The organism is Pseudomonas sp. 22515 (assembly GCF_052044625.1).
In the GTDB taxonomy this organism is placed as follows: Bacteria; Pseudomonadota; Gammaproteobacteria; order Pseudomonadales; family Pseudomonadaceae; genus Aquipseudomonas; species Aquipseudomonas alloputida.
In genome coordinates, this window is sequence record NZ_JBQENN010000056.1 from 1 (window position 1) to 8,664 (window position 8,664).

The 8,664-nt window shown below is 63.2% G+C and carries 9 protein-coding genes; 5 read left to right on the plus strand and 4 right to left on the minus strand.

The features are described 5' to 3' along the window. The coding region (locus tag ACTJJN_RS26675; RefSeq protein WP_373446728.1) for a hypothetical protein at nucleotides 1-80 on the minus strand (80 nt) is incomplete at its 3' end. A 185-nt stretch (nucleotides 81-265) separates the two neighbouring features. On the opposite strand from ACTJJN_RS26675, the gene ACTJJN_RS26680 reads away from it, so the two are divergent. Further along, complete coding sequence (locus ACTJJN_RS26680; RefSeq protein WP_440781777.1) at nucleotides 266-1,147, plus strand: LysR family transcriptional regulator; 882 nt, start codon at nucleotides 266-268, stop codon at nucleotides 1,145-1,147. Here ACTJJN_RS26680 and ACTJJN_RS26685 read toward each other — a convergent pair. Then, a complete protein-coding gene (locus ACTJJN_RS26685) occupies nucleotides 1,132-1,791 on the minus strand; it encodes an alpha/beta hydrolase (protein ID WP_012052225.1) in 660 nt (219 codons plus the stop codon). The two genes, ACTJJN_RS26680 and ACTJJN_RS26685, sit on opposite strands and share 16 nt — an antisense overlap. 267 nt (nucleotides 1,792-2,058) lie before the next feature. Between ACTJJN_RS26685 and ACTJJN_RS26690 the strand changes: the two genes are divergently transcribed. From ACTJJN_RS26690 to ACTJJN_RS26700, 3 genes are all read left to right on the plus strand, one after another. Next, nucleotides 2,059-3,243, plus strand: a complete 1,185-nt coding sequence (locus ACTJJN_RS26690; protein ID WP_033725485.1) for an MFS transporter — start codon at nucleotides 2,059-2,061, stop codon at nucleotides 3,241-3,243. Between the two features lie 62 nt (nucleotides 3,244-3,305). Further along, nucleotides 3,306-4,157 carry a LysR family transcriptional regulator gene (locus tag ACTJJN_RS26695; protein ID WP_004374928.1) on the plus strand — a complete coding sequence of 284 codons (852 nt, stop codon included), beginning with the start codon at nucleotides 3,306-3,308 and terminating at the stop codon, nucleotides 4,155-4,157. Between the two features lie 96 nt (nucleotides 4,158-4,253). Beyond that, nucleotides 4,254-5,249 carry an aldo/keto reductase gene (locus tag ACTJJN_RS26700; protein WP_221101205.1) on the plus strand — a complete coding sequence of 332 codons (996 nt, stop codon included), beginning with the start codon at nucleotides 4,254-4,256 and terminating at the stop codon, nucleotides 5,247-5,249. Here the strand turns inward: ACTJJN_RS26700 and ACTJJN_RS26705 are convergent. Together ACTJJN_RS26705 and ACTJJN_RS26710 are read right to left on the minus strand one after the other, a co-directional pair. Beyond that, nucleotides 5,242-6,504 (minus strand): HAMP domain-containing sensor histidine kinase, encoded by a 1,263-nt coding sequence (locus ACTJJN_RS26705; RefSeq protein WP_088513135.1) that lies wholly within the window; start codon nucleotides 6,502-6,504, stop codon nucleotides 5,242-5,244. The two genes, ACTJJN_RS26700 and ACTJJN_RS26705, sit on opposite strands and share 8 nt — an antisense overlap. Beyond that, complete coding sequence (locus tag ACTJJN_RS26710; protein ID WP_088513134.1) at nucleotides 6,501-7,202, minus strand: response regulator transcription factor; 702 nt, start codon at nucleotides 7,200-7,202, stop codon at nucleotides 6,501-6,503. Before ACTJJN_RS26710 ends, ACTJJN_RS26705 begins: the two co-directional genes overlap by 4 nt. Nucleotides 7,203-7,399: 197 nt before the next feature. Between ACTJJN_RS26710 and bamA the strand changes: the two genes are divergently transcribed. Then, nucleotides 7,400-8,664, plus strand: a 1,265-nt coding sequence (bamA, locus tag ACTJJN_RS26715) for an outer membrane protein assembly factor BamA (protein WP_440781779.1), incomplete at its 3' end; no start/stop codon positions are given.

Here is an 8,664-nt window from a genome sequence, read left to right on the forward strand (position 1 = left end):
TCCTCACCGGGAATGCCGAATACATACTCGACACCTTCGTTTTCCAGGCATTGCACAACGACATCGGCGGCCTTGGCCATTTGGGGTACTACCTCAAAATCTTTGTGGGATTGCAGATTTATTAAGCTGCGTGACTGAGATGTTGCAGGATGTCTCAGTGGCGCGCATCGTAGGCCCTCTGGTTAATAATAATAAATATATTGTTATGATGCTTAGCATCACAGTTCGTTATGAATGCATCTCGCATGAAAGGTAGCACCCCTCAATGAACCTCAAGGCATTGCGCTGCTGTGTCGAAATCGTCCGGCAAGGCAGCTTCACCAAGGCCGCGCAGCACCTGCACATCGCCCAGCCCGCGCTGAGCATGGCCGTCACCCGGCTGGAAGAAGAACTGGGGGTAACCCTGTTCAACCGCACCACACGCAAAGTGATCCTCACGGCAGAAGGCGAGCAGTTCTTGCCGCGCATTGCCTCTGCCCTGCGCGAAATGGACGTTGCCCGGCAAGAACTGCGCGACATGGCCGACCTCAAGCGCGGCGAATTGCGCCTGGGTATCCCGCCGATGTTCGGCCTGCACTACGTCCCCGGGTTGATGAACGCCTTCCGCAAGTCGTACCCGGGCATTGCCATGACCGTGTTCGAAGGCAGTGCCGAAGACATTGGCCATCGCCTGGAGCAACGGGAAATCGACCTGGCGCTGCTGGAGTCCCGGCGTGTACCGCCGGATAAGGAGTCGATCCTGCTGGGCAGCGACGAGATGCTGGCGTGCATGCACCCGGATCACCCCTATGCCGGTAAGGCCTACCTCACCGCCGAAGACCTGCGCAATACCGACATGGTGGTGTTCGATCGCACCTTCGTTCAACGCCATCTTCTGGATGCGTTCTTCGCCGAACATGGCATCACTTACCAGGTGGCGCTACAGAGCAACTTCGTCTCGCTGGTGGTGCAGGCCGCGCTGGACAACATGGGGGTGGCGACCCTGCTGCGCTCGGTGCAGCAACGCACGCCAGGCATCGTCGGCGTGCCGTTCCGGCCAGCACAGCAGATGAGTTTCCGCTTGTGCTGGCGCTCGGGGGAATACCTGTCGCTGGCCAGCAAGCGGTTCATCGACTTTGCTGCACAGACGCATTACCTGGAGCGGTGAGGGCCAGTCTTCTGGGCGAGATGAGCAATCACCTGCTCCGCAGCACGCCCCAGGCAGCCTTTGAAAAAGTGATTGGCACCGGCGTATACCGACACTGCCCGTTGCTCAGGGCCAGCCCATTGCAGCAGGTTGGCCAGCGGTGCCATTTCATCCTGTTCACCATGGAGTAACAGGCAATCCCCAGGCAGCGGCAATGGCTCGTAATAGCGCCCTCCCGGTACATCCCCCACCGGCAGCCCCATCAATGCGACTGCCTGCAACTGCCCTTCCAGCGCACAGGCAACCCGGGCGAACACGTAGGCCCCAAAGGAAAACCCGACCAGCGCTACCGGCAGCTCGGGCTGTTGCTGGTTGAAGTGACGGATGACCGCGATGCAATCCTCGGCTTCACCGATGCCCTGGTCGTGCGCGCCTTGCGTCTGCCCCACCCCACGAAAGCTCGGCCGTACCACTTGCCAGCCGGCTGCGCGCAGCTGCCGTGCCAGGGTCAGTGGCACGATATGCCGTGGGCTACCGCCCAGCAGCGGTTGCGGATGGCTGACCAGCACCAGCCCTTTGGGTGGTCCGTCGGGGTAGTCGATCAACAGCTCGATCTGGCCGACGGCCCCATCGATAAGCAGCGGGTTGCGCGGGGTATCTGACATTGCAGTTGTCCTTGTGAACCGAATGTGTGGCGCGTGTACTCACCGTTTGCCGAGCGTTGGCGCGTCACCGCCCGCAGTCTAAAAGAGCAGGCGTACCCGCTGCCACAGGGTCCCGTCACTTCAGCCAGGGGCGTAGCAAGCGCGCCCGCACTGAGCAGGAAACGGGCTGCAACGTCGCGGCAGACGGGGCAGCATCCTCGACGTTGCAGCCATCGATTGACTATTATCCCGCCTTGAACGTTTCAGCATGTTTCAATAGGGATACAAATGTCAGTCCAGGAACGCCCCCCGCTCCCCAGTAAACACACCGTCGCCAAGATGGAAGCCGCCATGGCACTGGGCAGCTTTGCCATCGGCACCGGCGAATTCGCCATCATGGGCCTGATGCCCGACATTGCCAGCAATTTGCAGTTGAGCGAGCCGCAGGTGGGCCATGCCATCAGCGCGTATGCGCTGGGGGTGATGGTTGGCGCACCGACACTGGCCATTCTCGGTGCCAAACTGTTGCGCAAGCACATGCTGCTGCTGTTGATGCTGCTGTATGCCGTGGGCAACCTGGCCACGGCCTTTGCCCCCTCGTTCGGTGGCCTGGTCACATTTCGTTTCATCAGCGGCCTGCCCCACGGCGCCTACTTCGGCATTGCCGCAGTGGTCGCCTCGAGCATGGTCGCCAAGGATCAGCGCGCGGGGGCGGTTGCCCGGGTAATGATGGGCCTGACCTTGGCCATGTTGCTCGGCAACCCGGTTGCCACCTTCCTGGGCCAGTACTTCGGTTGGCGTTCGGCATTCGTGCTGGTCGGCGCGATCGCCCTGTGCACCATCGCCCTGGTCTGGCGTTTCGTGCCCCAGCGCCACGACGAAACACGCAGCGACCCGCGCAAGGAGCTACAGGCCTTTGCCCTCCCACAGGTATGGATGGCGCTGGCCATCGCTTCGATCGGTTTTGCCGGCATGTTCTGCGTGTTCAGCTACCTGGCACCGACCATGCTGCACGTGACCCAGGTGTCGCCACAGTGGATTCCGTTTGGTCTGGCGGCGTTCGGCGTGGGCGGTATCGTCGGCAACATCGCTGGCGGCAAGCTGTTCGACCGCCTGCAGTTCCGCGCCGTGGGCTTGGTACTGATGTGGTCGGTCGCCGTGCTGCTGTTCTTTACCTTCGCCGCCCAGGCGCTGTGGAGCCTGCTGCTGGGCATCGGCCTGGTGGGCACCATGATCGCGCTGGCGGCACCGCTACAGATCCGCCTCATGGACATTGCCCATGAGGCACCTAGCCTGGCAGCGGCGTCGAACCATGCGGCGTTCAACCTGGCCAATGCCCTGGGGCCATGGCTGGGAGGCATGGCGATCACTGCCGGCATGGGCTGGACCAGCACCGGGTACATCGGCGCCGCGACTGCGCTGGTTGGCCTGGGCATCTACCTGGTGGCGCGGCGGATGAAAGGCGGGCATTGAAGCCGGCAGGGTCATAAAGGGTTACCCTACCCCTTTATGCACCCGCCACTGCCGAGTCATTCATGTTCGATTGGGAAGACCTGCGCCATTTCTCCGCCTTCAGCTCGGCCGGCTCGCTGTCGGCCGCTGCCAAGACCCTGGGTGTCGACCACGCCACCGTGGCCCGGCGCATCGCCTCGCTCGAAGCTTCGCTCAAGCTCAAGCTGGTCGACCGACGTCCCCGCGCCTATGCCCTCACCCACGAAGGCCAACGTGTTGCGGAACTCGCCGAGCAGATGGCCATGTCCTCTTTTGCCCTGGCACATTTCGCCAGCGCCGGCCAACAGACAGTGGAAGGCGAAGTGGTGCTCTCGGCACCACCGGCGCTGCTGGGCAGCATCGTTGCCCGGCGCCTGGGCGAGCTGTACCAGCGCTACCCACAGCTGCGCCTGAAGCTGGTAGGCAGCAAATCCAAGGCATCCTTGGTCCGCCGCGAAGCTGACATCAGCATCGCCCTGGCCAGGCCGACAGAGCCAACTCTGGTGGTCAGCCTGCTGGGGCACCTGGATTACCGGCTGTATGCCTCGCCCGGTTACCTGGCCAGCGCAACGGTCAGGCGCTACATCGGCTACGACGAGTCTCAGGCCCGTTCCCCACAACAGCAATGGCTCAACCTCCAGGCCGGCCAGCAGCCGTTCGCATTGCACAGCAATGACCTGCGCATCCAGGCCCAAGCCTGTGCCGGCGGCATCGGCATCGCCTGCCTGCCCGCGTTCATGGCACAGGAACACGGTCTGAAAGAAGCAGGCAGCGCCCAACAGACCATGAGCATCGAAATCTGGCTGGCCGTGCATGAAGACGTGCGCGCCACACCGCGGATCAAGGCGGTTACCGACTTCCTTCAGCAACAGGTGCGGCCGCTGCTACGCTTGTGAATTCTTGCAGATGGCGCATGCATCAATACGGAATTTTCGCACAACCCTGCCCGCGTTAGGCTAACTCCATCACTCACGCCCTTGAAGGAGACGACGATGCAGTACGTAAAGCTGGGTAGCACTGGGCTGGACATTTCAAGGCTGTGCCTGGGCTGCATGACCTTCGGTGAACCCGACGCCGGCACTCATCCCTGGACCTTGGGCGAAGACGCCAGCCGGCCGATCATTCGCCATGCCGTCGAGCAAGGCATCAACTTCTTCGACACTGCCAACAGCTATTCCGCCGGCACCTCGGAAATCATCCTCGGCAAACTCCTGAAGGAGTTTACCCGCCGCGAAGAAACCGTGATCGCCACCAAGGTGTTCTTCCCTGCCAACATGTGGGAAGGCGCCAGCCGGCCCAATGAGCAAGGCTTGTCACGCAAGGCGATCATGGCCAACATCGACGCCAGCCTCAGCCGCCTGGGCACAGACTACGTCGACCTTTACCAGATCCACCGCTGGGACTACCACACCCCCATCGAGGAAACAATGGAAGCTCTGCATGATGTGGTCAAGGCCGGCAAGGCGCGCTACATCGGTGCATCGTCGATGTATGCCTGGCAGTTTGCCAAGGCGCAGCAGGTAGCCGCCAGCCATGGCTGGAGCCGCTTCGTGTCGATGCAGAACTACCTCAACCTGATCTACCGCGAAGAAGAGCGAGAGATGATCCCGCTATGCCTGGATCAAGGCGTCGGCCTGATGCCCTGGAGCCCGATGGCGCGCGGCCGCCTGACACGACCGCAGGGGCAGCAAACCCAGCGCACGCGCACCGATGTGTCCGGGCAGTCGTTCTATGAAAAGACCGAGGTGGAGGACGGCCGGGTAATCGATGTGGTCGAGCAGATCGCCAGCGAACGGGGGGTGCCGATGGCCCAGGTTGCGCTGGCCTGGGTGCTGGGTAGGGCCGGCGTTAGCGCCCCTATCGTCGGCGCCTCGAAGCCCGCCCACCTGGACGATGCCCTGGGCGCACTGTCACTGCAGCTGAGCGAGGACGAGGTGGCGCGCTTGCAGGCCCCTTACGTTCCCCACGCGGTCACCGGCTTCAAGTAGCAATGGCTTGCGGCAGTTCGATGCGCACCCGCAAGCCCCCTGTGGCGGCGGCCAGCGCGGTGATGCTGCCACCGTGCAAGGCGATGGCACGCTGGGCGATCGCCAGCCCCAGGCCGAAGCCGTCGCTGCTGTCGGTGCCACGGTCGAACGGTTCGAAGATGCGCTGCAGGCGCGCCGGGTCGACGCCCGGGCCATGGTCGCTGACGCACACCTGCAACCATTGCCCACCTGGTGCCGGTGCGGCCTCCACCAATACCGCCGTGCCGGGCTTGGTGTAGCGCACGGCATTGCGGATGACGTTCTCGAAAGCCCGGTACAGGAGCTCTTCATGGCCATGCATGAGAAACGCGCCCTGAGCCAGCAAGGACACCTGGCACTGCTTCATGCCTGCCTCGAAACGGGCATCCTCGACGATCTGCGCCAGCAGTTCGACCACATCCACGCTGGCGAAGTCATTGTTGCCTTGACGGGACTGGGCACGGGCCAGGGTCAGCAGTTGCTCGATCAGGTCGTCCATGCGCCGCGACTCGCGCTCGACCCGCTCCAGCATGTCGGGCCGGTCGGGTTGCTGGCGCATCAGGCCGATGGCGGCATGCATGCGGGTAAGCGGTGAGCGCAGCTCATGGGAAATATCATGCAGCAGGTTCTGCTGGGCCTGCACCAGGGCCTTGAGCTGGCCGGCCATGCGGTCACAGTCCTCGGCCAGGTCGACGATTTCGTCACGGCGCTTGCCCAGCCGCGGCCTGACCCGCACATCAAAACGGCCTTGGGCAACCTGGCCCATGGCCTCGCGCAGCCAGGTCAGCGGCCGGGTCAGGTAAAAGCTGCACAACAGCGCGAACAGCGCGCTCATCACCGCCCCAGTCACGAACGGGCCAAGGTTGCGTGGGCGCGGTGCCATACCGACACGGGTGGCCACCGAAGCGCGCAGCACCAGCGGGCGGCCGTCACGGTCGAGCAGTGCCTGCTCGAAACGCGCCACGTGCACCGTTTGGCCAGCCAGCAAGCGGCCTTGATCGTCGTAAAGGCCTACTTGCACATCCTGCGGCTGTGGCGACACGTCCAGCAACTGGCGGCCGGCCCGCTCGCCATACCGTTCGAGCAATTGCAGCTCGGTGGCCAGCAGCGAACGCAGCCCGGGGGTATCGCCGCGCAGTTCATTGAGCATGAAGGCCCCCGCCCCCACCAGGAAGGTCAGGGTGTTGGCCAGCCAGAACGCCAGGAACAGCTTCCAGAACAGACGCCGGCGCATCATTCGACGATCAGCATGTAGCCCATGCCGCGCACGCTCTGGATCCAGCTGCTGCCATCGGCACGCGGGCCAAGTTTTTGCCGGATGCTGCTGACGTGCACGTCGATGCGTCGGTCATAACGGGTCAGCGGCCGGCCCAGGGCATTGAGCGACAGGTCCTGCTTGCTGACCAGCTGACCGGCCTGGCGCGCCAGGGCTTCGAGCAGGCTGAACTCGGAGCCGGTCAATTCCAGCGTGGCTGCGCCCCAGCGTGCCTCGCGCCGCCCCGGCCACATTTTCAATGCACCGCTGCGTACCTGTTCAGGTACCTCGGGCGCGCTGGTTTCACCCATCAGGTGTGGCTTCACGCGGCGCAGTATCGCCCGCAGGCGCGCCACCAGCTCGCCAGGAGAGCTGGGCTTGGGTACATAGTCGTCGGCACCCAGCTCCAGGCCGGCGATGCGGTCGATGTTGTCGCCACGGGCCGTCAGCAGCAGTACCGGCACCTGGCTGCGCGCGCGCACGCGGCGTAACACTTCGATGCCCGAAATGCCGGGCAGCATGACGTCCAGCACCACCACCTGGAAGTCACCGGACAACGCCTGGGCCTCGCCTTCTTCGCCGGTGTCCACGGCCGTTGCCTGGAAGCCTTCGCGCGCCAGGTACAAAGAGAGCATTTCGGTCAGTTCGCGGTCGTCGTCGACCAGCAGCACAGGGATCATCAGGGCCAGATATCGCAATTGCAGGGGGGGTAATGATCGCCCTACGCGCCGGCACTGTCACCGCCGGCCGGTCGGACTTTACACATCTTTACCCTCGGCTAACCGCGCCGTACACAGCCCGCCCGTATCCTCATCGCCCGCTGCTTGCGGGTTGCCCGCGCTCGCCTCCCTCCAAATCCGCTTGTCTGGAACCCCCGATGAACTACCCGCGCCTGTTGCTCTCCATCCTGCTGCTGAAAGCCACGCTGGCCCAGGCCTCACCGTTCAGGATCGCCGACATTCGCGTCAACGGCCTGCAGCGGGTTTCCGCTGGCAGTGTGTTCGGTGCCTTGCCGCTGAACGTTGGCGACCAGGCCGACGACCGCCGCCTGGTGGACTCGACTCGTTCCTTGTTCAAGACCGGGTTCTTCCAGGACATCCAGTTGAGCCGCGATGGCAATGTGCTGATCATCAACGTGGTCGAGCGCCCGTCGGTGTCGAGCATCGAGATTGAAGGCAACAAGGCGATCAGCACCGAAGACCTGATGAAGGGCCTGAAACAATCGGGCCTGGCCGAAGGCGAGATCTTCCAGCGTGCCACCCTCGAAGGTGTGCGTAATGAGCTGCAGCGCCAGTACGTGGCCCAAGGGCGCTACTCGGCCGAGGTCGACGCCGAGGTGGTGCCGCAGCCGCGCAACCGAGTGGCACTGAAGATCAAGATCAACGAAGGCACCGTCGCCGCCATCCAGCACATCAACATCGTGGGCAACAACGTATTCGATGATGAGACCCTGGGGCAGCTGTTCGAGCTGAAGACCACCAACTGGCTGTCGTTCTTCAAGAACGACGACAAGTACGCCCGTGAAAAACTCTCCGGTGACCTGGAGCGCCTGCGTTCCTACTACCTGGACCGCGGCTACATCAACATGGACATCGCCTCCACCCAGGTGTCCATCACGCCGGACAAGAAGCACGTCTACATCACCGTCAACATCAACGAAGGCGAGAAATACACCGTTCGCGACGTGAAGCTGTCCGGTGACCTCAAGGTGCCGGAAGACCAGGTCAAGTCGTTGCTGCTGGTGCAGCCGGGCCAGGTGTTCTCGCGCAAGGTGATGACCACCACGTCCGAGCTGATCACCCGCCGCCTGGGTAACGAAGGCTACACCTTCGCCAACGTCAACGGCGTGCCGCAACCAAACGACCAGGACCACACCGTCGACATCATGTTCGTGGTCGACCCGGGCAAGCGTGCCTACGTCAACCGCATCAACTACCGCGGCAACACCAAGACCGAAGACGAAGTGCTGCGTCGCGAAATGCGCCAGATGGAAGGTGGCTGGGCGTCGACCTACCTGATCGACCAGTCCAAGACCCGCCTGGAGCGCCTGGGCTTCTTCAAGGAAGTCAACGTCGAGACCCCGCAGGTGCCTGGCACCGACGACCAGGTCGACGTCAACTACAGCGTCGAAGAGCAGGCCTC

Excerpts from the sequence above, each read along its gene's own strand:
- ACTJJN_RS26680 (WP_440781777.1), top strand. The coding sequence starts at position 266 with ATGAACCTCAAGGCATTGCGCTGCTGTGTCGAAATCGTCCGGCAAGGC.
- ACTJJN_RS26685 (WP_012052225.1), bottom strand. The coding sequence starts at position 1,791 with ATGTCAGATACCCCGCGCAACCCGCTGCTTATCGATGGGGCCGTCGGC.
- ACTJJN_RS26690 (WP_033725485.1), top strand. The coding sequence starts at position 2,059 with ATGTCAGTCCAGGAACGCCCCCCGCTCCCCAGTAAACACACCGTCGCC.
- ACTJJN_RS26695 (WP_004374928.1), top strand. The coding sequence starts at position 3,306 with ATGTTCGATTGGGAAGACCTGCGCCATTTCTCCGCCTTCAGCTCGGCC.
- ACTJJN_RS26700 (WP_221101205.1), top strand. The coding sequence starts at position 4,254 with ATGCAGTACGTAAAGCTGGGTAGCACTGGGCTGGACATTTCAAGGCTG.
- ACTJJN_RS26705 (WP_088513135.1), bottom strand. The coding sequence starts at position 6,504 with ATGATGCGCCGGCGTCTGTTCTGGAAGCTGTTCCTGGCGTTCTGGCTG.
- ACTJJN_RS26710 (WP_088513134.1), bottom strand. The coding sequence starts at position 7,202 with ATGATCCCTGTGCTGCTGGTCGACGACGACCGCGAACTGACCGAAATG.